The organism is Synechocystis sp. LKSZ1, from assembly GCF_040436315.1.
Classification (GTDB): domain Bacteria; phylum Cyanobacteriota; class Cyanobacteriia; order Cyanobacteriales; family Microcystaceae; genus Synechocystis.
On sequence record NZ_AP031572.1, the window covers coordinates 1765455 to 1789639 of the forward strand.

The following is a 24185-nucleotide window of genomic DNA, read 5'->3' on the forward strand; positions in this document are numbered from 1 at the left end:
TAGCTAAGTTGAAGGGGCTAGCGTTCAAACTATGCCCCTTACCCTGTGTATCTTCTACTCGACCCCCTCAATGCGGTCTTCTACTTCTTGATAGAGTTCCTGCAAGCGGTCGAGGTTTTCTTGGGAGGTTTCCCAATAGCCCCGGCCATTCACTTCTAGCAGGGTTCCAACCATCTTGCGGAAGGAGTTGGGATTGAGATCCATCAGCCGTTTACACATTTCCGGATCTTTGATAAAGGTGGTATTGGCATCCTCATAGACCCAGTTATCCACTGCGCCGGCCGTAGCACTCCAGCCCATAGTGTTGACGAGACGTTTGGATAGTTCCCGGACACCTTCGTAGCCGTGGGAAAGCATGCCTTCGTACCACTTGGGATTGAGCAACTTAGTGCGGGCATCCAGACGTACCGTTTCGGATAACGTCCGTACCTGGGCGTTGGCGGTGGTGGTGTCGGCAATGTAGGCCGAAGGTTTTTTACCATCATCCCGTAGGGTGGAGATCAACTTGGTGGGGTCGGAGTCGAAGTAGTGGGAGACATCCGTCAAGCTGATTTCCGAGGAATCTAGGTTTTGGAAAGTTGCATCGGCGGTCTTCAAGGCCCGTTCAAACATCGTGCGACTTTCGGCCATCATGCCCGGATTATCGGAGTCAAAGGCAAAGGATTTACGCTTGAGGTACATTTCCTGCAATTCCGCTTCATCTTCCCAGCTACTGTTTTCCACGGCCAGGTTGACATTGGAGGAATAGGAACCGGAGGCATTGGAGAAGACCCGCGTGGCCGCTTGGCGAACATTGACCCCCATTTCTTCGGCTTGGGCCAGGGCGTGCTTACGGACAAAGTTCATTTCCAGGGGTTCTTCGGCTTCGGCGGCCATTTTCACCGCTTGATCCAAAAGGTTCATCTGGTTAATGAACAGATCCCGGAAGACTCCAGAGCAGTTGACCACTACATCAATACGGGGCCGGCCCAATTCTTCCAGGGAGAGCAATTCCAGTTTATTGACCCGGCCCAGGGCATCGGGTACGGGCTTGACGCCGACCATCCACATAATTTGGGCCAGGGATTCGCCGTAGGTTTTGATATTGTCGGTTCCCCAGAGGACACAGGCGATGGTTTCGGGATAGTTACCGCCGTTATCGATTTTTTGCCGCTCAATCAGGCGATCCACCACAATTTTGGCCGATTGTACCGCTGCCAGGGTCGGAATCGATTGGGGATCAAGGGCGTGGATATTTTTACCGGTCGGCAGGACGTTGGGGTTACGGATGGGGTCGCCACCAGGGCCAGGGAGGACGTATTCCCCTTCCAGGGCCTTGAGCAGGCCGCCCAGTTCGTTATCGGCACAAACCTGCTCCAGACAGAATTCCAGGTATTCCATCAGGGACTTGAGTTTATCCTGATCCACGTTGGGATAGCCAGCATCGGCCAGGGCCTGTACCCAGGGGGCCTTCTTACCGATATTGAAGAAGTTTAGTTTAGAAACCAAGGAAACCCGGCCATCGGCATTGATCTGTTCATAAACCAATGCCGAAACTGCAGCGCGAGTCGCTAGGGTAATGCTCTGCTGGAGTTCGACATCAGTTAAGACTCCTTTATCGCTATTGCGGTAGATATCCTCCATCTGGCGACCAATGCTCTCGGCAATGAGCGTGGGCAGAGACCAAATTCCCTCTTCTTCCCGATCCAAACTCGAAATATTAACTAAAGTGGCAATCGCCTCTTCAGCGCTCGGAGGTTTGCCGATCACGTGGAGACCACAGGGTAATAGACGGGACTCAATTTCCATCAGCTTGCGATAGACAGAGCCAACGATGGTATCCCGTTCCTCACTGCTCAGATCCTTGGCATCGGTATCGGGCAGAGCAATATCCTGGTCTAGATTACAGAGCCGGGCCTTGTCCATAATCGTGTTGACGATAGGAACACCCCGACCCGTATCCTTGAGGGTTTGGTAGGAACCAATCAGTTCACTTAATTCCTGTAGGCCCTTGTAAAGACCGGCATTTTCCGCTGGCGGCGTCAGGTAGGAAATGGTGGCGGCGTAGCTCCGACGTTTGGCAATGGTGGCTTCGGAGGGGTTATTGGCGGCGTAGTAGTAAAGGTTAGGGATATTGCCGATCAAGTTGTCGGGATAGCAATCCCCGGACATCCCCATCTGTTTACCGGGCATGAACTCCAGGGAGCCGTGGGTACCGAAGTGGAGGACGGCATCCGCCTTCCAGATATGGTTGAGGTAGGTATAGTAGGCGGCAAAGCCGTGGTGGGGACTGGCGGAACGAGAGAAGAGCAGACGCATGGGATCGCCTTCGTAGCCAAAGGTGGGCTGTACCCCAATGAAGACATTGCCGAACTCTTTGCCGTAGATCAGTAGATTTTGCCCATCACTATTGAGGTGTCCCGGCGGTTTACCCCAGTTTTCCTCGAGACGTACCGAGTAGGGGGTCAGGTGTTCGTATTGCTCCACCGACATGCGATAGGCCACGTTCAGTTCGGGGCTGTGGTACTGGGCCTGGGCATCGTGGATGACGGCTTCCATCAGTTCCTGGGCCGAACCGGGCAGGTCTTGGACATCATAGCCGTTGCCTTGTAGGCCCTTCATTACTTCATAAATAGAGCCAAAAACATCCAGGTAGGCAGCTGTACCAACATTGCCCTTATCCGGTGGGAAGCTAAAGACGGTAATCGCGACTTTTTTATCTAATTTCGGTTTTTTGCGCAGGCTGGCCCACTTCATGGCCCGTTGGGCGATGGCCTCTAAGCGATCCTGTAACGCAATGGCCCGGCCCGTAGACCCATCTCGACCCGAAAGAATAATCGGTTCAATGGCTCCATCCAGTTCAGGAATGGCGATTTGCAGGGCCACTTGGATCGGGTGTAGGCCTAGATCGCTTTCCTCCCACTCTTCTGTGGTTTGGAAGACTAGGGGCAGGGCGCACATATAGGGCCGATTTAGTCGCTTGAGGGAATCAATGGCCTTGGGATGGTCTTGACGAGCCGGGCCACCAACAAGGGCAAACCCCGTCAAGGAAACAACGGCATCGACAATGGCCAAGGGTTCGACGCCGGGCAGGGATTTATCCCAGAAATATTCATCCACAGGTTTAGAAAAGTCCAGACCCCCGGAAAAGACAGGGATTACGCGGGCCCCCATGGCTTCTAGTTCCTGCACCATGCCGACGTAGTGAGCATCATCCCCCGTCACCAAATGGGTTCGTTGCAACACCAGACCAACGCAAGGCGCTAAGGGATCCTTGAGATCATCACTAATATCTGTGCGGCTGTTGTACCAGGCCAGGTAGGATTTCACATCCTCAAACATCTTCAGGGAGAGGGGATGCCAAATGCCCATGTCCGGATAGACTACTGGCTCTTCGTAGTTCACCAGTTTGCCCAAGCCCAGGTTTGGATAAACATATTTATCCGTCAGCATCAACAGGAAATTCTCTAAGTTTTCCGAGGAGCCCCCTAGCCAATACTGGAAGCTGAGCATGAAGTTACGGGCATCCTGGGCCTTATCCACCGGCAGGTATTTCAGCACATTGGGTAACGTACGCAGGAGTTTAAGCATGGCATCCTGGAAGCCGGCCCCGGAATTTTCCTTGCGTTTGCGCATGAATTGGGCGATCGCACTTTTGGACTGGCCCAACTGCGCCATAGAAAACGTCCCCAGCTTATTGAGGCGCATCACCTGGGGCATGGAGGGAAAAACAATGGCAGCATCCAGGCGATCCCGGTGGGGCTGAACGGCCGCCACAACTTTATCGGCCAGATCCTCAATAAAGATCAGGGAGGCAATGAAGAGATTTGCCTCGGCAATATCCCGTTTAAAGTCTTCGTAGTTCTGGGGGTCTCGCAACTCCTCAATTAAATAACCGCTAACTTGGATGACCAGATGGGGATTGGTACGGTTAATATTTTTGACGGCTGTCGAGAGAGCGCTCTGGTACTGAGACTCCAGCACGACATAGACCACCTTAAGCAGAGAACGCCCGTTAGTATCGTCTGGCTCAATGCGGCGAATGGTGGACTTGACGTGAGTGAACATAGACTTTGTGTTCTCCTGTGTGATCGTTAAGGATGACGCTCATAGGTCTTTTTAGCAGAAAACTTTCCTCCAATGGGGGTTTCAGCCGTTGTCTGACACAATTTGTTAACAAATGTGAAACAGTCTGTTACAAAGATTGACCAAATACGTGAGCGCTTACTATCAATTATTATTTACATAAGTTTACATCCTTGGTGCTTACTAAACGCTTGATTTCTGTATGCCCTTTGGAAATTAGCCTCTCAGGGAATCTAGCCCCAAAAATTACTAGGGCAAAAATATAGACAGGGCCGAAACGATTGGCCCTGCCTGAAAATGTTATTTGCTTATCAAAATTTAATTATTTACAGTTGTTGGCGAAGTGCCTGGAGTAGCCTCGGCGGTTAATTGCTTCACTAGCGCCAATAATTCTCGCTCGAAATGAACCTGGGCCCGGTTAGTGCGACCGCCAAGGTAGAGGGTGTGATCGGCTTCTTGGTAAAGGGCCCAGACTTGGGAATGGGAAAAATAGCTCATCACGACTCCCACCATCAATAGGCCAAAACCCAGATAAACCAGCGGAATTCCCGGATCGGCTTTGATTTGCAGGCCGGTACTGCCCACCAACTCAAGTATTTTAAGCGTCACGCCGTTCACCTCAAGGCTCATGCCAGGACGTACCGCACTGGAGAGATTGCCCGCTTGGTCATAGAGGATCATGGTGCCCTGGAGGTCTTTAGTGAGCAGTGCCACCCCTTCGCTCAAGTCGGGCTTGGTGGGAATCCAGGTACCCCAGAGTTTGCCCCCCTGTTCCGTCGGTAACGGGGCCATGGGAAGCTGAAAAATCGGACTGTTATTGATCTGAGCCTTGACTCCGGCAATGCCCCAATTGGTTTGATAAAAGGTGACCCCCCGATAGCGCAGGGGTTGATTCACAAAAATGGTTTTGCGGTCTAGTTCTTGGCCGTCGGTATCGACCACGGATAGGTCGGAATAGAATTGGTCGATGGCGCCGCTGGGAGTGTAGTCAATCCAAAAACGATTAACCCGAATCCCCCAGTCCTTGGGAATTTGGCCCTTGGCCAAAGGGCCAGCCTCAATGATATTTTTCACCTGAAAGGTTTCCCCACTGGCCACCATTTCTTGGGCTAGAAATCCGGCCAAGGCCCCCCAAATGGCCCCGATCAAAATAATGATCATGGCAGCATGGACAACAATCGGGCCAATTTTACCGACTAGGCCCTTGCGAGCGTAGAGTTTCGGCCCGTCTTGAAAAACCCGATAACCCCGAGTTTGTAGCGGTTCCACAATCCCACCGAGGGAGGTTTGGGGTAAGGAAAAACCCAGGGCCAGCTTCTGGAACTGTCGGGGCTTTTGGTAGTATTGCCAGCGACGGGCGGCCTTGAGGGCCGGCCATTGACGAAACCAAGTACAAGCAATCAGACTACTGCCAAAGAGAATCAGCAGAGAGAGAAACCACCAAGTTTGATAGACATGGTTCAGGCCCAGGGCCAGGATGACCTGCCAACTCAAAAAGCCAAACAGGGCCGGTTCCGTGGGGTAATTGGCCTGGTAAAAGGCCAGGGTTTCGCCCTGTTCAATGACCGTACCGCTGATGCTAAAAATCGCAATCAATAACAGTAGGACAATGGCCAAGCGCAGATCCGCAATGGTCTTGAGCAGGAAACGGGCCGGGGCAAGGCTCTCCTTCGGAGACGCAGAAGATTCGGACAGGGTCATAGATCAATCGCTGGGAGAAAAAGCCTAGGGCTTTACAGTAAAAAAGAGCAGAAGCTTGACAGGCCAAAACATCCGCGTGGGGTCAAGGCCCTCTTGCTTATTTATTCTAATGGCTTAACTGAAGGGAAAAAGATAGGGAGTTAGTAAAACTACTCTGAAAATATCCAAAACAACCCTAATCAGATTCTATGTCTAAATTATTTTGGGACTCCCAGAGGGCCTTAAACAACTGTTGAGCAGTATAACCCGCTGTTTTAGCAATGCCAGATAACCAAGCGCTCGTGTCTTGTTCCGAAAGGAAAGAGCCTTAGACGGCCTTGAGAGCTTCAGCTTGACCTATCACAATACTTGCAAGTAGGTTGCTTTGGTACTAGAATGGGTACCTGATTTTAGTTTCGTTTCCGAAGGCATGGCTACCCAGTACATCTCCGTAAAAGAGACCGCTGAAATCTTAAACTGCTCGGAGCAATATGTTCGTCAGCTACTCCGGTATGGCGAAATCAGCGGTGAGAGGATCAGCAGTCGGTGGATCGTCGCATCGGAGTCTGTTCAGAACTATGGTATTAAGAGAGAAGATACCAGCTTAAGCATTCCCGATCATGGGCGGCGAGCCCTCGGCAAACCCGATCTCAAAGCTTTGAGTTTTTTTTCTGGCTGTATGGGTTTGGATTTGGGACTAGAAAAGGAAGGTATCCATGTGTTGCTTGCTTGTGAAATCGATACAGCCGCTCGGAAAACGATTGAGACCAATCGACCAGATATGGCCCTGATCGGGGATATTAGAGACTATTCAGCAGGAGAAATTCGAGAGAAAGCAGGACTGAGTTCGAGCGATGAGATTGATGTAATGGTTGGTGGTCCGCCGTGCCAAGCCTTCAGCAGTGCAGGAAAGCGTCAAGGATTTAATGATGAGCGAGGCAATGTCTTTTTAACGTTCATCGATTTAATCATTGAGCTTAAACCCAGATTTGCAGTCATTGAAAACGTTCGAGGCTTGTTGTCCGCTCCCTTAAAACATAGACCTCATGAAATGAGAGGGAATAAATTTCCACCATTATCTCAAGATGAACAACGAGGAGGCGCATTACTTTTCATTACGCAACGGCTAAAAGATGCGGGATATAGTGTTTCTTTTAACCTGTACAATGCGGCTAATTTTGGGTCTCCGCAACAACGAGAAAGGGTGATCATGACTTGTAGTCGTGATCGCGAAAAACTTCCCTATCTCACACCAACTCATGCAGAAAAAAGTTTATATGAACTCCCAAAATGGAGGACATTAAGAGAGGCTCTTGAAGGTCTTCCTAAAGATGGACATCATTTTGTCAAATTTCCAGAAAAACGACTCAAGTATTACAGACTGCTGAAACCTGGACAATACTGGCGAAATTTGCCAGAAGAGCTACATCAAGAAGCATTAGGAGCTTCTTATCACGCAGGAGGCGGAAAAACGGGTTTTTACCGCAGGCTCGCTTGGGATAAACCGGCCCCAACGTTAGTAACCCACCCAGCTATGCCGGCAACTGATTTAGCCCATCCAGAAGAAGATAGACCGCTCAGTATTGAAGAATATAAGCGCATTCAAGAACTCCCAGACGATTGGATTATTGCGGGTACTTTACTCGAGCAATATCGGCAAGTTGGTAACGCCGTACCTTGCTCTCTAGGAAGAGCGGTCGCCAGGATGTTGCTATCTCACCTAAGGGGTGAGCCGCCTGTTAATTACCCAGATTTTCCGTATTCCCGCTACCATAAAACGGATGATGTCAGTTGGATGAGTGATATGGGGTGTTTTGAGGAATCCTCAACGAAACAACTGTCCCTTAATTTAGTTTGATGAATCCGACAACTCCTTCCAAGGATTGTCCGCTTCAATGGCTAAGGAATCTGGATTACCCATTAGAACTTGTTGAACAAAAGCAACAAAATTTTCTTCTGAAAAGCGGTCTGTATTGTACTTATCGTTAAAATAAGACCATCGATAGGAACCTGTTCTGGCATCAACTCGATACCACTTTTCAATAGGCTGGTTAATCCTTACCCTGGATGATGAACTATTTTCTGAGTTACTACGGTTTTTGACTTGTAGGAGAGAACCATCAACATTGCAAAAATCTACGTGCCGAACAGATTCTCCCCAACAACAATACCAACCATAATCAGCAAGTTGCTCAGCTAGAAAATCCTCTAGGAGTAGTCCCTGAATATTTTCAGCAGACATTGATAGACGATGGGCATATTTAATTTGCTCCAGATGCTCTGTGGTTAGTCCTGTCAGTCGAGCGTTAATGATTATATTGACAATTGGATCGGCAACGGTGCCTGGGAGTTGTGAGATCCGTCTTGAAATTCGATTTTCGTAGCTATCGTTATACTTTTTAAACCAAGCCTTGGCTAGCATTTCTGGGGTGCTGGCTTTTAGGGTTGGAGAAAGTCCTGGATTTCTGTAGCAGGCCGAGAGAATCGTTCGGTGTGCTTCAAGCAATGGCTGATCTTGTTGAGAGAACGCATCTTCAAAAATCTTTAAAAAGCTTTCTTCAGAACTTAAAGTACTAATAATGCTATCGAAATTAACAGACATCTAATGTTGTCCCCTGACCATACAAATCATGAAACAGAAATGTCCGCAATTGTACGCCACAGCGATTGTCTTGAACTTTATCCTTAAAGCTTAAACAGTTTTTCTAAAATAAGCAAGATATCAGCCACTGTTTCAGTCTAGACCTGAAGGTGGGCTATACGCTAAAGTCCTTATAAAACATCAGCTTTACTCAAAGACTCGAGCAACGTCACCGGCGTTGGTCTTTTAACGATGGATGTCACGCTGAAACGTCTACTAGAAAAGACGTTGAGCCTCCTACTTTCCTCTGGCTTGAGAACCTTATCCCAGTAAGGAATTCAGACGGCGCTCCTTCTTTTAGAGACCAGTCTCAGAGAATACAGGCAAAACAAGTCATTTTGTGCCAGTTCGAGACAGGATCCATGCCTTGTGTGGATAGCCGGTGACTGATTCCCCCCCTTACCGAGGGCCATTCTCCGCCGCTAGTTTTTGGGCATAGACTAGGGCCTCGGTAGCAGTGGTGAGCCGTCCTTCCACCTGAGCGACTTGTACTTCGATTAACAGTTGGCCAATGAAAGGGCCTGGACGGAGGCGTAGGTTTTGGATTAGGTCATTACCAGAAATGAGGGATTGCGGATGGGCAATTCTGTCCTGGGGGTCGAGGTAATGCCGGAGCAGGGCGAAAATAAGGGCCAACTGGGGACTATGGGCCAGCGCATAGAGGACAAAGGGAGCAAAATGCTTCCCCACATCGAGAAAGAAGAAGTATTGTCGTCGTAAATTCTGTTCCAGGCCCGTTTCACCTAGGGCCGGATAACTTTTAAGGATGGCCCCTACGGCCCGGATTTCATGGCGGGAGTACTTCAGGTGCTCTAGTTCCTGTTCTGCTTGTTCAGGTACTGGGGAGACCAAGCTCGCCAACTTAGCAATGGCAATGCCCTTTTTACCCAAGGCCTGGAAAAAGGCCTGGCGCTCCGTCAGACTAAGTTGGGTTTTGACCGTGGCAACGGCCAGATCGATACAGCAAATGGCACTCAGAGCATCCAAATTGGCCTGGGGAAACCAGTAACTTAGTAAGCCATCCTGCCAGGCCGCTAGGAGCCATTGACTCCCCCGAGGACTGCCCAAAAGGTAGTTAAATTCCGCTTGGACGCGCTCGGCGGCCACGGTTTTAATCTGATCAGCCAGGGCCCGCAGGGTGACACGAGTGGCGGGATCAAGGTCAAATTGAAGTTGGGCCGCTTGGCGATAGGCCCGCAACAGACGCAGGGGGTCATCGGCCAAATTATGGGCCGACACCATCCTCAACACCCCTAATTCCAAATCCTTTACGCCGCTGAGGGGATCGATCAGACATTCCTGGTGCAAATTGTAGGCAATGGCATTGACGGTAAAGTCCCGTCGTCCTAAATCCTGCTCTAGGGTGGCCCCTTCCTGCTGGGCAAAATCCACGGTGCCCTGGGCAAAGACGACCCGCGCAATCTGACGCACCTTATCTAGGATGACGAAACCAGCATGGTATTGACGGGCCAGGGCCTGGGCAATCTCGATGGCCTGCTGGGGAACGACAAAATCCCAGTCTAGATACTCCCGACGACGGCCCAAGAGAGCATCCCGCACCGCTCCTCCCACTAAACAGGCTGACTCCGGCAGTATTTCCAGATCAAAGGGAAGTTGTTGGCGCAGATGGGGGAAGGGACTGAGGGAACAGGGCATGGGCCAAGGGCTGATTTCAACGGTAATCGGGGACACCGCAGTCTTTAACTCTAAGTTAAAGTAGCAAAAAAAGGGATAACTGCCATGTGTATCTGTGTAAACTGCCAGTACGTTGACCGTTGTATCACCTATCACGCGGTCGAAACCCAGCATCAGCAACCCCACCTCACAAATAGCCCCGATTTTGATCCCCAAGAACCCAGCATTAATGTCAATATCCGTTCTCGGGATGATTACATTGAAATGGAATGGGATGTGGTCGGCTGTATCAGCTTTGTGCAAGAGATGGGAAAATGGGCCCGGCTCCGACCGGGAGAAGCCATTCCCACCTAATCACTCACCATGAAAGACTTTCTACAGCGGGCCTTGGCCAGCTTTATCGGTACCCTGGCGGCTCTGACCTTGACCCTGACTCTGGGGGCCACTGGCCTGATCCTGCTGTTGCTGTTACTTAGCCACCAGAGTGATCCCGTGGTGAAAGACCAGAGTGTCCTGGTGATGGATCTTTCCCTGCCCATCCAGGATACGGAACCGATTCCCTCCCTAACGGCAGCCCTGAGTTCAGATAGCCAAGCCGTTCTGGCCCTGCGGCCCTTGGTCGAAAGCCTCAAAAAAGCCGCTAAGGACGACCGCATCGTGGCCCTCTTGTTAGATGCTCGGCGGGGGGCCAGTCCCCTGACCGGCTATGCCACCCTGGCGGAAGTGTGTCAGGCCATCCAAGGGTTTAAAGATTCCGGCAAAAAAGTAGTCGCCTACGGGGTGAATTGGAATGAACGGGGTTACGGCCTGGCGGTGATGGCCGACCAAATTTGGATCAATCCCCTGGGAACCCTAGAAATCAATGGTTTTGGCCTGCAACCCCTCTTTTTGAGCGGGGCCTTAGAAAAATACGGCATTGGCGTACAAAGTGTGCGAGTCGGCAACTACAAATCCGCCATCGAACCCTTTACCCGCAAAGACCTTAGCCCCGAAAGCCGTCAACAAACCCAGGCCCTGTTGGCAGAACTCTGGTCGGCCTATCTGCAAAATTTGGCCAAGAATCGGCCGATCCAAACCCAAACCCTCCAGGCCCTCGCCGATCAACAGGGGTTTCTGTTGGCCAAAGCGGCCCAGGGCCAGGGCCTAGTGGACAAAATCGGATATTGGGATCAAGTGCTTGAGTCCCTTGTTAGCTTTGGGGCCAAGGTGGAATCCGACGGCGAGCAGGCCCTGCGCCAAGTCAGTATGGCTACCTATGGGGAAGTGTCTGTTCCCGCCGTCCCGGTTCAGGACTCCGACAACAAAATTGCTGTCCTTTACCTGAAGGGAACCATTGTGGATGGCAAAGGCGGCCTCGATACCGTCGGCAGTGAGCGGTTCATTCCCCTTCTGCGCCAGTTACAGAGCGATCCAAACGTTAAAGCCGTTGTGCTCAGAATTGACAGTCCTGGGGGGAGTGCTACGGCCTCCGATAATTTACTCCGGGAAATTCAACAACTGCGCCGGAAAAAACCAGTAGTGGTCTCTATGGGGGATGTAGCCGCCTCTGGGGGCTATTGGATTGCAACGGGGGGAGAGCGCATTTTTGCCCAGGCCTCGACGGTGACGGGGTCGATTGGGGTGTTTAGTCTCTTTTTTAATGTGGAAAAACTCGGCAACAACTTAGGTCTGACCTGGGATGAACTACAAACAGCCCAGTTGGCAAATCTTGGCTCTAGTATTACCCCCAAAAGTGAAGCAGAACTAGCCGTTTATCAAACCGCCGTCAATCAAGTCTATGAGAGCTTTCTCGACAAAGTAGCCCAATCGCGGGGTCTCCCCAAGGCCAAAGTAGCGGAAATTGCCCAGGGCCGGGTCTGGAGTGGCACCCAGGCCAAGCAAGTCGGGCTAGTGGATGAAATCGGCGGGCTAGAGCAAGCGATTGCCGATGCCGCCCAACGGGCCAAGCTTGGCCAAGATTGGCAAGTGAAAGAATTGCCGGCCCCCAAGGATTTAACCCTGGTTTTGTTGGAACGCCTATCCCAAACCCAGGCCTGGCAGGCTCTCCGCCCCAGTGATACCCTGGCCCAACCCTGGGAGCAATTGACGACAGAACTCCAGGCATTACAAACCTTTAATGATGCGCGGGGCCTCTACGCCCGTTTACCCCTCTTTTGGCAGTCCTGGGATTAGGGCCTGGCTCGCACGGCGTTGAACCTCCGGCTGGCCCTCTTGGTCTAAAGACACACTTGGTAGGACAAACTTTACATTTTGTTAAGATTTGACCGCTAAGATAGAGCAACGGTGCAGTGAATGACAACAGTTCCAGGTTTTGTGCATGGGTTTTTCCTCTCTCCGGTCTTTTCCCTGGCCGCTCACGCTACTGGGTTTACTGGGTCTTTCCCTCAGTGGCTGTCAACTCTGGAGTCAGGTAGAGGCTCAGACCCAACCCCGGAGTCGTCCTGAGCAGGGCCCAACCGCCGTCGATGTGGCCAGGGCCACTCCCGGTCAACTAAGGGCTGACATTGAGTATACGGGAACCACTCGTCCTCTGCGGGAAGTGTCCTTGAAAGCCCAGGTAGAGGGGCAGCTCCGAGAACTTACCGTCGATGTTGGGGATGCGGTGCAGGCAGGCCAGGTGTTGGCCCGTTTAGATGACACCCTGTTGCGAGGGTCAGTAAACCAGGCCCAGGCGGAGAAGGCTGCCCAGCGCTCAGCCGTGGCCAGTGCCCAAAGCCAAGTGGGGGATGCTCAGATCAAAGTGGATCAAGCTCGTTTGCAACTCCAGCAGGCCCAGGCGGATATCCTGCGCCTAGAAACCACCCTCAAAACCCGCATTGAACAGGCCCGTTTAGAAGCCGAACAAACCCGCATTGATGCGGAGCGGTTTAGTACATTAGCCCAGGAAGGGGCCGCCACAGCCCAGATTGCCGAACAGTCTCGCACCAAGGCTAAACAGGCCGAGCAAATCCTCCGCAACGAAAAAGTCAGTGCCGAACAGCAACTGAGTCAGGCCAGGACAACGGCCCAAACCGCCGCCAAGGTACTCCGTTCTGCAGAAGCTCAGGTCAAAGTCGCCCAACAACAGGTTACCGCCGCTGAGGCCCAGGTCAAGGCCCAGAAAGCACTGATTAGCCAGAGCCAGACCCGTCAGGCCTATGCCACCCTCCGTTCCCCCATCGCCGGTAAAGTACTCCAACGCAGTAGTGAAGCGGGGAACTTGGTTCAACCCGGCACCGAAATCCTGCGACTGGGAGACTTCAGTCAGGTCAAAGTGGCCTTAGAAATTTCAGAATTGCAACTAGCAAAGGTACGCCTCGGCCAGGCGGTAGACGTTAAGCTGGATGCCTTTCCCAACCGAACCTGGCCAGGAACGGTGAGCCGTATTTCCCCCGCTGCCGACCCCCAATCTCGCCTCATTCCCATCGAACTAACCCTGGCTAACCCCGATGGCAAAATAGGCAGTGGCCTGCTGGCTCGGGTGAGTTTTCCCCAAAGTGACCCAACGCGGGTGGTGATTCCCCAGGAAGCCCTCCAGGGCCAGAACCAAGTATTTATCCTCCAGGGCCAAAATGAGCGAACCACGGTGCAGGCCCGTACTGTTAAACCGGGAGCTAGCGCCAATGGCAAAGTCGAAATTCTGACTGGATTGGCCCCAGGAGAACGCTATGTTCTTCGCAGTAGTAGACCGCTACGCCCTGGCCAAGCTGTCCGTCTCAGTGCGCTTTCTGACTCTTCTTCCCAACTTTAGTGTCCTATGGCTTCTTCCCCTGCCTCGACTTCCTTTAGCCTGACGGGACTGTCCATTCGCCAACACATCGGTACCCTGATGTTGACGACGGCCGTGGTGGTAATTGGCATTTTCTTTGTCTTTAGCCTTCAGGTTGACCTTCTCCCTTCCATCACCTATCCCCGCATTGGCGTTCGGATTGATGCTCCGGGTATTGCCCCAGAAGTGGCCGTCGAAGAAATTACCAAACCCCTAGAAGAGGCTCTGTCGGCCACGGAAGGGGTCGTGCAGGTCTACTCCCAGACCCGAGAGGGCCAGGTAAGTCTGGATTTATTTTTTCAACCCGGCGGTAATATTGACCAGGCCCTCAACGATGCTACTGCGACCTTTAACCGGGCTCGGAATCGTTTACCGGATAGCTTAGAAAGTCCCCGGATTTTTAAGATTGATCCATCCCAATTGCCGGTATACGAATTTGCCCTCACCTCCCCTAGCTTATCAGGAACGGCGTTGCGCGTTTTTGCAGAGGAAGAACTGGCGCGGGAATTGGGAGTTTTACCGGGGGTCGCAACGGTGGATGTGTCCGGGGCGGCTCAAGAAGAAGTCCAAATCAACCTAGACTTACCCCGACTCCAGGGCCTAGGGATTGGACTGACGGATATTTTAAATGCCTTACGGGAACGTAACCTAGATATCTCCGGTGGCCGCATTCTCGGCAACCAAAGTGAACCTCTAACCCGTACTCTAGGACGTTTTCAGTCGGCCCAGGAAATTGAAGCAATTCCTTTCACAGTGCCGGGGCGGCCCAGCCAACAAGTTTATCTGCGCGACTTTGCGGAAGTAGTGGATGGCACGGAGGAAAAACGAATTTTTGTTACCCTCAATGGTGAAGAAGCCGTTAAGGTGAGCGTGCAAAAGCAACCCGATGCCAATACCATTGAGGTTGTGGAAGGGGTGAAGCAACGATTGGCCCAACTCCAAGCCAGCGGTTTGATTCCTCGGGACGCCACCCTGACCCCCACCCTGGATGAGTCTTTATTTATTCGCAATGCCATTGCCAACGTTACGGGCTCGGGATTGATAGGGGCCTTATTGGCGGCCCTGGCCGTCCTCCTCTTTTTGGGATCAATTCGCCAGACCTTAATTATTGTTCTCTCCATTCCTCTGGCGACCCTGGCGGCCCTGATCTTGATGAAACTGTTTGGGTTATCCCTGAATATCTTTAGTTTAGGCGGCCTGGCCCTGGGGGTTGGTATTGTGGTGGATAACTCCATCGTGATGCTGGAGACCATTGCCGAGGGAGTGGGGCTCACGCCGGGCCAAACAGCGGTCAAGTTAACCCCAAGTCGGGTGATAGATCAGGCCATTGTTAGTGGCCAAAGTGTTGAGTCGGCCCTGGTTGCCTCTACCAGTACTAACCTCGTGGCCGTTCTACCCTTTCTGCTGATCGGAGGCTTTATTGCCCTTATTTTTAACGAGCTAATTCTGACCATTAGTTTTGCGGTGGCTGCCTCTATTTTGGTGGCCGTTACCCTAGTACCGATGCTGGCTTCCCGTTTGTTGGCCATTCCCTACAGTAGTGGTATCGCTGGTTGGCCCTTACTCCGGGGTTTTAATCAGCGCTTTGAGCGGAGCATCCTCACCTATCGTCAATTACTGGTCTGGGTATTGCAACACAAAATCTGGGTCATCCTCGTTACCTTTCTCCTTCTGGGGGGCAGTAGCGCCTGGATGGCCGGTCAGCTCCCCCAAGAAATTGTCCCTCGCATCAATACAGGCCAAGCGAATCTGATCGTTCAGTTGCCAGCCGGGACTCCCCTCGAAACCAATCGTCGTTTGATGGCCCAGGTGGATCAAATTCTCCGCAATCAACCAGAAACCGAGTATAGTTTCATGACCATTGGTGGCTTCCTCTTTGGCAGTAATACAAATGCTAATCCCCTGCGGAGTTCGAGTACCCTCACCCTCAAACCCGATACCAAGATCGACGACTTTATCGAACGGGTCAGTGCTCAACTGGAGCAACTCAATTTGGTGGATATCCGCCTTCGTCTAGTACCAGGACAACTCCGGGGCCTGATCCTCAGCAATTCTCCCCTCCGCAACGTCGATGTGGATGTGATCTTAGAAAGCAGTGATCCAGCCGTTCTCGCTAAGGCCGGTCGTCAAGTGCTGGGAACCTTGGCCGAAAAAGTAAAACTGGCTCGCTTTCGTCCCGATGCCGACCCCCGTCAACCGGAATTACAAATTCGTCCTGATTGGCAACGTGTTGCGGAGGTCGGTTTAACAGCCCAACAAATTGGGGAAACCATTCAAACCGCTATTGAGGGAAGCATTCCCACCCAACTTCAACGGGAAGAACGCTTAGTCGATGTGCGCGTCCAGCTCGCCGATGATGTTATTCAGGATGTCTCCCAACTCGAACAGTTACCCCTCTTCATTAACAATAATCAGCCAATTCGACTGGGAGATGTGGCCAGAGTCGTCACAGGGGAGGCCCCAGCGGAAATTCAGCGCATTAACCAGCGTTTTGTCTTTCTAATTGCCGGGAACTTGGCGGAGGGAGCCCGCTTGAGTGAGGCCCTCCAACAAACGGAACAGACTTTAAAGGAGATTAAACTGCCGCCTGGGGTTACTTTCTTGCCCAGTACGGCGGCGGCTAGCAATCGTCAACTCCAATCCGCTTTGGTCCTCCTTGGGGGCCTGGCCGCTTTCCTCGTCTTTGTGGTCATGGCGGTGCAGTACAATTCCCTGATTGATCCCCTGGTGATTATGTTTACCCTGCCCTTAGCCTTAGCCGGCGGAATTTGGGGCCTGTACTTCACCCAAACAGCCATCGGCGCCACCGTGATCGTCGGGGTCGTTTTGCTGGTCGGGATTGTGGTGAATAACGCCATCATCATGGTGGAATTGGCCAATCAAATCCGCACCGAGCAGGCCCTGAGCCACCAGGCCGCTATTCTCCAGGCGGCCCCCCAACGCTTGCGGCCCATCTTGATGACCACGATTACCACGGTTTTAGGGATGTTTCCCTTAGCGTTAGGACTAGGCCAAGGGGCCGAACTTCTGCAACCCCTGGGCATCGTCGTCTTTTCTGGTCTATCCGTGGCCACCCTCCTGACCCTATTTATCATTCCCTGTTTCTACGTCCTCCTGCATGGTGGTGGCCCTCGCCGCCCGCCGGAGACGGTGTCTCCGGCCCAGACTCCCATCCCCCCTGTCCTCTCCTCTCTCCGCCGTTAATGTTGCCGCTGGTTTTGTTGGTCTTACTCCTGGGAAGTAACTGGTTCTTTGCCGACTTCCTTTTTCCTCTGCCCATTGCTTTGTTTCACTTGGGTCAGGGCCTATTGCAGTGGGCCAGTTGGCTACTGGCCCTGGCCCTGTTGGGTTGGTTTTTTGGTAATGATGGCCCCTAGCAAAGAAAATAGCCTCTCCCCCTTGACAGACCCTAGAAATTCAGGGCATAATCGAAAACGCATTGAACGGGGTTATAGCTCAGCTGGTAGAGCACTTGCATGGCATGCAAGGGGTCAGCGGTTCGAATCCGCTTAGCTCCATCTATAAAAATAAGCAGCCGGAAAGCCTGATATATTCCTGGCTTGGGAATAGGCAGTCGTTATCCGTCTGACCCGTCGTCCTTAAAGGTGCTCTAAATGGGCAATAATGGCGTGGTAAAAGTCTGCAATGTGATTGTCGTCTAAGCGATAGAAAATATGACGGCCTTGCCGACGGTAATCCACCAGGCGATTAACCCGGAGGACACGCAACTGATGGGACACCGCCGACTCACTCATCGCCAGAATTGCGGCAATATCGCCTACGCAATATTCCTGGGACACCAACAGCGACAGAATGCGTAAACGATTGACATCCGCTAGCGTCCCGAAAAAGGCGGCCATTTGTTTTGCCTTGAGCGAAGATAGCAGCGTCGGATTGGCCGCCGGCAGATGCTCAATCAGGGGAAGGCTACAGCCGTCATCGGCTTCATCAAAATCGGGTTCAGTCATAGGGGGTTGAAGATTCAAAAAGACTGATTTTGCCGGGCCTGTTCCTGAATGTCACTAATCTTAAACAGGGCCTGAAAGCGTAGGCCTTGCCCTTGGTAAAATTCCGCCCCCCCCTGTTCTCGGTCAACCATCGCCAAAATCTCTTCTACGACATAACCAGCTCCCCGCAGGCGTTCAACGGCCAACAGAGCTGATTTTCCGGTCGTGACCACATCTTCTAGAACAACGACCTTGGCCCCGGTTGCTAAATCCGGGCCTTCAATGTAGGCTTTAGTGCCATGGCCCTTGGCCTCTTTACGGACGATCAGGGCCGGAATTGGTTGCTGTTCATAGGCCGAAACAATACTGACTGCACTCACGAGGGGATCGGCCCCCAGGGTCAAACCCGCTACCGCCTGGGTATCAGCCGGAAGCAGGGCCAGTATTAAGCGACCTAACATTAATCCTCCCTCAGCGGTTAGGGTTACTTTTTTCCCATTGATATAGTAGGAACTGCTTTGGCCCGAGGAAAGGGTGAAGTTGCCCTCCTGGTAGGCCAATTGGGTAATCAGTTGCCGCAGGCCTGACCGTAACTCATCGAGGGGGGCCGTGACGACATTCGCTAAATTGAGGGATTGCAAAACCAAGGCAGGAGAAACGGGGTTAGTCATGAAGTGAGGTATAGATTAAAGAAAAATTAACCTGGACAATCGTGGTTTTGTCTAGGATTTTGGTTAGAATTGGACGACAATAGGGATAGTCAATAGACTAAGACTAATTCCATTTAAGCAAACTCTGACTCTTTCCCTGCTCCGAGCCACTCTACACTCTCCGTTAACCGCTAACATTGCTGACTTCTTTCTATTAAGTCCTTTAGACAAATTCGTGAGGAGCCTACTTTTATGAAAAAAACTATTGTGCAATCCCTCTGCTTGGCGGGGACTGGCCTTAGCAGTATTCTTCTTAGTGGCGTGGCCCAAGCCCAGGCCCTCCCCCCCCAGGCTTCCCCAACGGCCAATAACGCCCAGGTGGCCTACGACCAAAATTACAACAGCTACAGCCAATTCCTAAACCAGGTCAACAGCATCAGCCAATTGCGGGATGTCTCTCCCCAGGGGTGGTCCTACGAGGCCCTGCGCAATCTGGTGGAAAATTATGGTTGTATTGTGGGCTATCCCGACCGTACCTATCGTGGAAATCAGGCCTTGAGCCGCAATGAATTTGCCGCTGGCCTAAACGCTTGCTTAACCCAGCTAGAGCGCCGACTGCTGGACGCCCAACAACAACTGGCCCTGCAAAACCCAGGAACTGCCCAGCGGGTCAGACAATCCGTTCAACCGGGTGATATCATCCCTGATGTCATGAATCGGGCCTTCTACAACAGCACTGGCCGCTACTATGACATCACTAGTATTTCGGGCCAGGCCAACAAAATCTTCGGCTGGCGGACGTTTCCCGGTTCCTTCTTCGATAACCAAATTGCCAGTGATGCCGAAACCGTAGAAGCGGTTTACAACGAGGTTATGCGTCAACAGCAAGAGGGCACCGATATTCGGACTCGTGATCTGCCGAATCCCTTTAATACTTCATTGCAGGGCAATCCTGGCTACCTCCGTTTAGGTGGCCCTATGCCTGGCTTTCAACCTTTCCCTGTCGGCTACTAAACATCAAACCGAGGAGCTCGGTTAACGTTGGGCCCCCCGATGATGGCGCAAGTGCCTTGGGGGGTTTGTTTTTGCTAAATAGTCTGAGAAAAGGCCACGGGCTGGACAGAGCGTCGGTAAACATCAAACACCGCGGCAATATTGCGAATGAGTAAGCGTCCTTTGGGGGTGATGGTTAGGCCCTGAGATTGAATTTCTAGTAATCCATCAGCGGCGAGGGGTTTGAGGGCGGTTAATTCCTGGGCAAAGTACTGGCCAAAATTCAGGTGATATTGTCGCTCAATCTGGTGATAGTCCAGGGCAAAATGACACATTAAGCCCATAATGATCTGCCGACGCAGTTGGTCATCAGGGCCAAGTTGGACAGCTTTTTCCAGGGGTAAGCGGCCTTCCGTCACCGCTTGGTAGTAGTCCTTGAGACGTTTGTGGTTCTGGAAATAAATGTCATCCAGCATACTGATGGAGGTCAGGCCAAAGCCAAAGAGTTCCGCCTCGGGTTGGGTGGTATAGCCCTGGAAATTGCGCTTGAGGGTTCCCTGCCGTTGGGCCAGGGCCAATTCATCATCGGGTTTGGCAAAGTGATCCATACCGATAAAGACGTAGCCACTGTCGGTGAGATCAGTAATGCTTTGTTTGAGGATGGCCAGCTTTTCCTCTGGGCAGGGCAGGGCCTGGGGGTCAATCTTACGCTGAATGGCCTTGAGGCCAGGGACGTAGGCAAAGTTAAAGACGGCAATGCGATTGGGGTCGAGCTGGACGGTTTTAGCAATGGTTTCCCGGAAGCTGGCTAGGGTTTGGCCGGGTAGGCCGTAGATCAGATCGACATTGACACTGGCAAAATCAGCGGCCCGAATCCAGTCCATCACCGCAAAGAGTTTTTCTTCGCTAATTTCCCGGTTAATGGCCCGTTGTACCTGAGGGTTAAAGTCTTGAATGCCGAAGCTAATGCGGTTAAAGCCCATAGCCCGCAGAGCAAAAATATAGTTCTTATCGACGTGGCGGGGATTGATCTCAATGGAGACCTCGGCATCCTTCGTTAAATGAAAATGCTGGTTAATGCTCTGCCAGAGGTGATCCACCTGCTCCAGGTTGAGATAGTTAGGCGTTCCCCCACCCCAGTGCAGTTGCGTCACCGGCCGTTGGCAATCCATGAGTTGGGCCTTCTGTTGAATTTCCTGGTGCAGATAGCCGAGATAGTCTTGGGCAATGCGTTGATTATTGGAAACAATCACATTACAACCGCAGAAGTAACAGGCGCTGTGGCAAAAGGGGAGATGAAAGTATAAAGAAAGGGGCAATTGGCGGGCATTAGAGGCAGAAATAGCTGTTTTAACCTCCGCTTCCGTCACATGGGCGTGAAATTCCGTTGCTGGGGGATAGCTGGTATAGCGAGGCAGGGCCTGATTATATTTAATGAGCAGATCGGTATCAAATTCTAGGGGCGAGAGGGTCAGAGGCATCGTTAAAAATCCTTAAAAAATACTCCCATCACGACAAGCGGCGGGAGATATGGGCAATAAGCAAAAATTGAAAAACGTTAAACCGTCGCGAGGGGCACTTCTCTCCGACCAGGACGCCCTTCCGTACTACCCGGCCGGTCTTGGCGAGTCAGCAGATCGAAAACATGCTCTCCAACGGCAGCTTTGACATCGGGTTCGAGGTCGTGCATCACATCTCGATTCAGAGCAAAGGCTAAATTCGCTTCGGCCACAATCGCTTCTACCTGTTCTGGACTGAGGGACAGCGCATCTAACGCCTGACGATAGTTTTCCTTAAAGGCCCGTTTGGCCTCGATAGTGGGAATCTGCTCAAACTCGTAGAAAGCGGTTCCTTGGCCCTCGGGTAACTTCAGGGCCGATCGCACAATCCGGCTCAGGGCCTGGCCCCCCGACAGATCTCCTAGGTAACGGGTATAGGCATGGGCGATCAATAGCTCTGGTTGCGTCTGGGCAATTTCTTGAATACGGCTGACGTAGGTTTGGCCCGAGGGCAGGGGAGCAATCTCTGCTGGCCAGTTTTCGCCGTAGTAAAAAGCGAGGTCTTTGGCTAAGTTATCCTGACGGTTTAGTTCTGGGAAATAGACTTGACTGAGGATGGGATGATCTTGCAGACGGGCCAATTCGGCTTCGAGGGTAGTATAGACGAAGTAGAGATTAGCCAAGAGTTTACGGAAGGGTTCGGTTTCCACAATGCCCTTGAGAAAACACTTCATGTAGGCCGTATTTTCCGAAAGGGTGTGGGATTGTTGGGTGCCTTCCCGGAGGGCTTGGGCGAGGTGGGTCATGGGGTTAACTCCCGAATGAAAAATCTGAAAATTACACAGTTAAATTGGCATAGCGGATGGAACTTCGGTTTTCGCCCCCTGACTCCCCAGCCGTAGGGGGCAACTCAAAAGTATTAAACTCTCCAATTCACCCAGTCCTGGGGCTTGAGGAAGGTTTCCGCCAGGCCGGCTTCCGGGGTTCCAGGTTCTGCTTCGTAGCAGTATTGCCAGCGGGCCAGGGGTGGTAACGACATCAGGATCGATTCGGTACGGCCTTGGGTTTGCAGGCCAAAGATGGTGCCTCGGTCATAGACCAAGTTAAATTCCACATAGCGGCCCCGGCGATAGAGTTGAAAGTCCCGTTCCCGGTCGCCGTAGGGGAGTTCACAGCGTTTTTCGGCAATGGGCAAATAACTGGGCAGGAAAGACTTCCCACAGCTCTGGGCAAAGGCAAACAGGTCTTCCCAACTGCGCTGAACCGGGCCGACTTGTTGACTGTAGCGGTAGGCTTCCCCATCGGTATTGTGACCCGCATAGAGTAGGCCCCGTTGGTCTTGGTAGTCGAAGAAAATGCCTCCCACGCCGCGGGTTTCCTGGCGATGTTTCAGGTAGAAATATTCATCACACCAGCGTTTGAAGGCGGGATAGTACTCTGGATGATGACGGTCACAGGCCTGCTTAATGGTTTGATGGAAATGCACCACGTCTTCCACAAAGGGATAGTAGGGGGTTAAATCCACCCCGCCGCCAAACCACCAGATGGGGCCGGCTTCAAAATAACGATAATTCAAATGCACCGTGGGAACGTAGGGATTGCGGGGATGGAGCACCATCGAGGTTCCCGTCGCATAAAAGGTATGGCCCGCCGCTTCCGGCCGTTGGGTCAGGATCGATGGGGGCAGGGTTTCGCCCCACACTTCCGAAAAATTGACGCCGCCCTGTTCAAAAACTCGGCCGTTTTGGATCACCCGCGTCCGACCTTCACCGCCTTCGGGCCGTTGCCAGGTATCTTCCCGAAATTTGGCCTGGCCATCCAGGGCCTCTAGGGCGGCACAAATATTGTCTTGGAGGCCCTGCACAAACTGCTTGGCTCGGGCCTTGGCATCGCTAGGAGGAGCAACTACCGCTGGAACAGTGGAGGATGGGGTCAGAACTGAATGACTCATGGGTAACGTACAGCAGATTTGATCAATCGTTTTTGTCCTTTGATAACCATATAAGAATAAAAACGAAATTAGGAAGTGCTGTTACAAAAGTTTATATCTCCTAGGGGACAAGCTTCTTTAAATCTTGCAGAATAAGCACTTTCAAGTATTTCTTTCGCACTGATTCCAGCTATCGTCAAAAAACGTTACAGAGAGAAAGACTCTCTTTCTCAGAATACTGTTTATAATTTCACATAGCCATTTAGTTATCAAAGGAGTTTTATGGTTAACACCCTACCGAAGCCCTCTGCCGTTAGTGTCCCTGCGGAGCCGATGATGAAGGAGAGCTTGCTGACGCCCCGGTTTTACATCACGGATTTTGAAGCGGCTGCCAACCTCGACCTCTCCCGCCAAGAGGAGGAGCTTCAGGCCATGTTGACCGAAATGAAAAACGACTATAACCGGGATCATTTCGTCCGGGATGCGGAATACCAACAGGCCTTTGATAACCTCGACGAAGAGGCTCGCCAGGCCTTTATTGATTACCTGGAGCGTTCCTGCGTTTCCGAATTTTCCGGCTTTTTGCTCTTTAAGGAACTGTCCCGCAAGCTCAAGGGCCGTAATCAAATTCTGGCGGATATTTTCCACCTTATGGCCCGGGACGAGGCTCGCCACGCGGGTTTCCTCAATAAAGCCATGGGGGATTTTAATGTTTCCCTGGATCTGGGTCGCCTGACTAAAAGCCGCACCTACACTTTCTTTCCCCTGGAATGGGTGATTTATACCGTCTATCTCTCGGAAAAGATCGGTTACTGGCGCTACATCATTATTTTTCGCCACCTGGAAAAACACCCAGAACACCAATTTTCCCCCCTCTTCAATTACTTTGAGAGCTGGTGCCAGGATGAAAACCGCCACGGCGATATTTTTAAGGCGCTCCTGCGTTCCCAACCGACGATGTGGCAGACCTGGCAGTCTCGTCTCTGGAGTCGTTTCTTCCTACTGTCCGTCTTTGTGACCCATAGCCTCACCGTCCATGAACGCTCTAATTTCTACGTCACCCTGGGCCTAGACCCCACGGAATTTGATCAGGAAGTGATCCGTAAGACTAACGAAACCTCAGCTCGGGCCTTCCCCACTGTATTGAATACCGAGCATCCTGACTTTTTCCCTCGCCTGAACCGTTGTGCCCAACATAACCTGGCCGCTAGTGCCATTAACGAGGATAAAGGCCCCTTTAAGTTTTTGCGGAAATTGCCCCACTACACGGCCATTTTCTGGAATTTCTTCCGTTTATTCCTGATTTCTCCCCTCGATGCGGAATTAGACCGGGGAACCGTTCGCTAAGGCCCTGTTGGATGGGGGGATACCAGGCCCTATACCCCAATGGGGAGGAT

General features: G+C 51.9%; 17 protein-coding genes and 1 tRNA gene. 9 read left to right on the forward strand and 9 right to left on the reverse strand.

Annotation, left to right across the window (positions count from 1 at the left end; translation table 11 throughout):
- Positions 1 to 54: 54 nt before the first annotated feature.
- Positions 55 to 4047: a magnesium chelatase subunit H gene (locus tag ABXS88_RS08335; RefSeq protein ID WP_353674713.1), complete on the reverse strand. Its 3993-nt coding sequence runs from the start codon at positions 4045 to 4047 to the stop codon at positions 55 to 57.
- Between the two features lie 336 nt (positions 4048 to 4383).
- Entirely contained in the window at positions 4384 to 5766 is a 1383-nt protein-coding gene (locus ABXS88_RS08340; RefSeq protein WP_353674714.1) for a cytochrome c biogenesis protein, read from the reverse strand.
- A gap of 409 nt (positions 5767 to 6175) precedes the next feature.
- Here ABXS88_RS08340 and ABXS88_RS08345 point away from each other — a divergent pair, with 409 nt between their 5' ends.
- Positions 6176 to 7603 carry a DNA cytosine methyltransferase gene (locus ABXS88_RS08345; RefSeq protein ID WP_353674715.1) on the forward strand — a complete coding sequence of 476 codons (1428 nt, stop codon included), beginning with the start codon at positions 6176 to 6178 and terminating at the stop codon, positions 7601 to 7603.
- On the opposite strand, the gene ABXS88_RS08350 is transcribed toward ABXS88_RS08345, so the two are convergent.
- On the reverse strand, positions 7595 to 8347 hold the full coding sequence (locus ABXS88_RS08350) for a SinI family restriction endonuclease (RefSeq protein ID WP_353674716.1): 753 nt from the start codon (positions 8345 to 8347) through the stop codon (positions 7595 to 7597). The genes ABXS88_RS08345 and ABXS88_RS08350 overlap by 9 nt on opposite strands.
- Positions 8348 to 8785: 438 nt before the next feature.
- A complete protein-coding gene (locus tag ABXS88_RS08355) occupies positions 8786 to 10078 on the reverse strand; it encodes a CCA tRNA nucleotidyltransferase (RefSeq protein ID WP_353674717.1) in 1293 nt (430 codons plus the stop codon).
- Between the two features lie 48 nt (positions 10079 to 10126).
- On the opposite strand from ABXS88_RS08355, the gene ABXS88_RS08360 reads away from it, so the two are divergent.
- The 6 genes from ABXS88_RS08360 (at position 10127) to ABXS88_RS08385 (ending at position 17287) form a co-directional block, all read left to right on the forward strand.
- Positions 10127 to 10375: a Ycf34 family protein gene (locus tag ABXS88_RS08360; protein WP_353674718.1), complete on the forward strand. Its 249-nt coding sequence runs from the start codon at positions 10127 to 10129 to the stop codon at positions 10373 to 10375.
- Between the two features lie 9 nt (positions 10376 to 10384).
- On the forward strand, positions 10385 to 12193 hold the full coding sequence (gene sppA, locus ABXS88_RS08365; protein ID WP_353674719.1) for a signal peptide peptidase SppA: 1809 nt from the start codon (positions 10385 to 10387) through the stop codon (positions 12191 to 12193).
- 145 nt (positions 12194 to 12338) lie between these two features.
- Positions 12339 to 13751 carry an efflux RND transporter periplasmic adaptor subunit gene (locus ABXS88_RS08370; RefSeq protein WP_353674720.1) on the forward strand — a complete coding sequence of 471 codons (1413 nt, stop codon included), beginning with the start codon at positions 12339 to 12341 and terminating at the stop codon, positions 13749 to 13751.
- A gap of 6 nt (positions 13752 to 13757) precedes the next feature.
- The gene (locus ABXS88_RS08375; RefSeq protein WP_353674721.1) at positions 13758 to 16973 is read left to right on the forward strand and encodes an efflux RND transporter permease subunit; all 3216 of its coding nucleotides are present in this window, start codon (positions 13758 to 13760) and stop codon (positions 16971 to 16973) included.
- Complete coding sequence (locus ABXS88_RS08380) at positions 16973 to 17146, forward strand: hypothetical protein (RefSeq protein ID WP_353674722.1); 174 nt, start codon at positions 16973 to 16975, stop codon at positions 17144 to 17146. The genes ABXS88_RS08375 and ABXS88_RS08380 overlap by 1 nt, the downstream gene beginning before the upstream one ends.
- Positions 17147 to 17214: 68 nt before the next feature.
- A tRNA-Ala gene (locus tag ABXS88_RS08385) sits at positions 17215 to 17287 on the forward strand.
- A gap of 81 nt (positions 17288 to 17368) precedes the next feature.
- Here ABXS88_RS08385 and ABXS88_RS08390 read toward each other — a convergent pair.
- Complete coding sequence (locus ABXS88_RS08390; RefSeq protein WP_353674723.1) at positions 17369 to 17737, reverse strand: metalloregulator ArsR/SmtB family transcription factor; 369 nt, start codon at positions 17735 to 17737, stop codon at positions 17369 to 17371.
- Positions 17738 to 17751: 14 nt separating this feature from the next.
- A complete protein-coding gene (pyrE, locus tag ABXS88_RS08395) occupies positions 17752 to 18357 on the reverse strand; it encodes an orotate phosphoribosyltransferase (protein ID WP_353674798.1) in 606 nt (201 codons plus the stop codon).
- A 387-nt stretch (positions 18358 to 18744) separates the two neighbouring features.
- Here pyrE and ABXS88_RS08400 point away from each other — a divergent pair, with 387 nt between their 5' ends.
- Positions 18745 to 19380: an iron uptake porin gene (locus ABXS88_RS08400; RefSeq protein WP_353674799.1), complete on the forward strand. Its 636-nt coding sequence runs from the start codon at positions 18745 to 18747 to the stop codon at positions 19378 to 19380.
- A gap of 74 nt (positions 19381 to 19454) precedes the next feature.
- Here ABXS88_RS08400 and hemN read toward each other — a convergent pair whose 3' ends face one another.
- From hemN to hemF, 3 genes are all read right to left on the reverse strand, one after another.
- Positions 19455 to 20840, reverse strand: a complete 1386-nt coding sequence (gene hemN, locus ABXS88_RS08405; protein ID WP_353674724.1) for an oxygen-independent coproporphyrinogen III oxidase — start codon at positions 20838 to 20840, stop codon at positions 19455 to 19457.
- Positions 20841 to 20917: 77 nt separating this feature from the next.
- Entirely contained in the window at positions 20918 to 21664 is a 747-nt protein-coding gene (locus ABXS88_RS08410) for a heme oxygenase (biliverdin-producing) (protein ID WP_353674725.1), read from the reverse strand.
- Between the two features lie 113 nt (positions 21665 to 21777).
- On the reverse strand, positions 21778 to 22809 hold the full coding sequence (gene hemF, locus ABXS88_RS08415) for an oxygen-dependent coproporphyrinogen oxidase (RefSeq protein WP_353674726.1): 1032 nt from the start codon (positions 22807 to 22809) through the stop codon (positions 21778 to 21780).
- Between the two features lie 261 nt (positions 22810 to 23070).
- On the opposite strand from hemF, the gene acsF reads away from it, so the two are divergent.
- On the forward strand, positions 23071 to 24135 hold the full coding sequence (acsF, locus tag ABXS88_RS08420; RefSeq protein ID WP_353674727.1) for a magnesium-protoporphyrin IX monomethyl ester (oxidative) cyclase: 1065 nt from the start codon (positions 23071 to 23073) through the stop codon (positions 24133 to 24135).
- Positions 24136 to 24185 lie beyond the last annotated feature (50 nt).

Excerpts from the sequence above, each read along its gene's own strand:
- hemN (WP_353674724.1), bottom strand. The coding sequence starts at position 20,840 with ATGCCTCTGACCCTCTCGCCCCTAGAATTTGATACCGATCTGCTCATT.
- ABXS88_RS08360 (WP_353674718.1), top strand. The coding sequence starts at position 10,127 with ATGTGTATCTGTGTAAACTGCCAGTACGTTGACCGTTGTATCACCTAT.
- ABXS88_RS08410 (WP_353674725.1), bottom strand. The coding sequence starts at position 21,664 with ATGACCCACCTCGCCCAAGCCCTCCGGGAAGGCACCCAACAATCCCAC.
- ABXS88_RS08370 (WP_353674720.1), top strand. The coding sequence starts at position 12,339 with ATGGGTTTTTCCTCTCTCCGGTCTTTTCCCTGGCCGCTCACGCTACTG.
- ABXS88_RS08375 (WP_353674721.1), top strand. The coding sequence starts at position 13,758 with ATGGCTTCTTCCCCTGCCTCGACTTCCTTTAGCCTGACGGGACTGTCC.
- ABXS88_RS08380 (WP_353674722.1), top strand. The coding sequence starts at position 16,973 with ATGTTGCCGCTGGTTTTGTTGGTCTTACTCCTGGGAAGTAACTGGTTC.
- ABXS88_RS08345 (WP_353674715.1), top strand. The coding sequence starts at position 6,176 with ATGGCTACCCAGTACATCTCCGTAAAAGAGACCGCTGAAATCTTAAAC.
- ABXS88_RS08390 (WP_353674723.1), bottom strand. The coding sequence starts at position 17,737 with ATGACTGAACCCGATTTTGATGAAGCCGATGACGGCTGTAGCCTTCCC.
- hemF (WP_353674726.1), bottom strand. The coding sequence starts at position 22,809 with ATGAGTCATTCAGTTCTGACCCCATCCTCCACTGTTCCAGCGGTAGTT.
- acsF (WP_353674727.1), top strand. The coding sequence starts at position 23,071 with ATGGTTAACACCCTACCGAAGCCCTCTGCCGTTAGTGTCCCTGCGGAG.
- ABXS88_RS08335 (WP_353674713.1), bottom strand. The coding sequence starts at position 4,047 with ATGTTCACTCACGTCAAGTCCACCATTCGCCGCATTGAGCCAGACGAT.
- ABXS88_RS08350 (WP_353674716.1), bottom strand. The coding sequence starts at position 8,347 with ATGTCTGTTAATTTCGATAGCATTATTAGTACTTTAAGTTCTGAAGAA.
- sppA (WP_353674719.1), top strand. The coding sequence starts at position 10,385 with ATGAAAGACTTTCTACAGCGGGCCTTGGCCAGCTTTATCGGTACCCTG.
- ABXS88_RS08340 (WP_353674714.1), bottom strand. The coding sequence starts at position 5,766 with ATGACCCTGTCCGAATCTTCTGCGTCTCCGAAGGAGAGCCTTGCCCCG.